This is a genomic window from Helicobacter sp. MIT 01-3238 (genome assembly GCF_003364135.1).
In the GTDB taxonomy this organism is placed as follows: Bacteria; Campylobacterota; Campylobacteria; order Campylobacterales; family Helicobacteraceae; genus Helicobacter_B.
Window position 1 is genome coordinate 1 of record NZ_NXLN01000063.1, and the last position, 616, is coordinate 616.

Sequence of the window (616 nt, forward strand, 5' to 3'; positions counted from 1 at the left end):
CAAATCGTATCTAGTAAAAAATATTTTTAATATGAAAAAATTTATCATATTTTTTTTGTTTATTTTTGTAGAAACTATCTATGCTGCTTGTGGTGATATACCACCCAAATTAACTTGCAGTGGAGCAAACTATACAGGACATTGCATTTTAAGTGGAGACGGACAACTTACACTAAGCAGTAATCTAAATATAGAGACTTTGACTGTTATGGATGGCACACCATCTTGCCCACTTACTCTTATGACAGGACAACAAACTACTAATAGAATTGGTAAAGTTGTTATACAACGAAAATCAGGCATAAATGATTTTGGGCAAAAAACTAGTTTTATTCTTACTTTACATTATAGAGGATACTCTACGCTGACAGTTGGAGATATAGTGCTAGGAGTAGGTGTAGATGAAACAAATGCGGTTAGGGTTAAATTTCAACACGCAAGCATAAGATTAGAAAACACAGGTTTAAGCAAAGACGCAACAGGAGAATATATCCCTAGAAAAGAAGCTAGCGGAGGGGGAGGCAGTGGCAACACAGGAGGTGAATTCACTCCACCTGAAAACGCAACACCAGAGCAACTACTTCAATCAGTGATAAAGTATGCACAAAGCTTAAAT

General features: G+C 35.9%; 1 protein-coding gene. It reads left to right on the forward strand.

Translation table 11 applies throughout. The features are described from left to right. On the forward strand, positions 1 to 616 hold a 616-nt coding region (locus CQA40_RS11385), incomplete at both ends, for a hypothetical protein (RefSeq protein WP_181882939.1).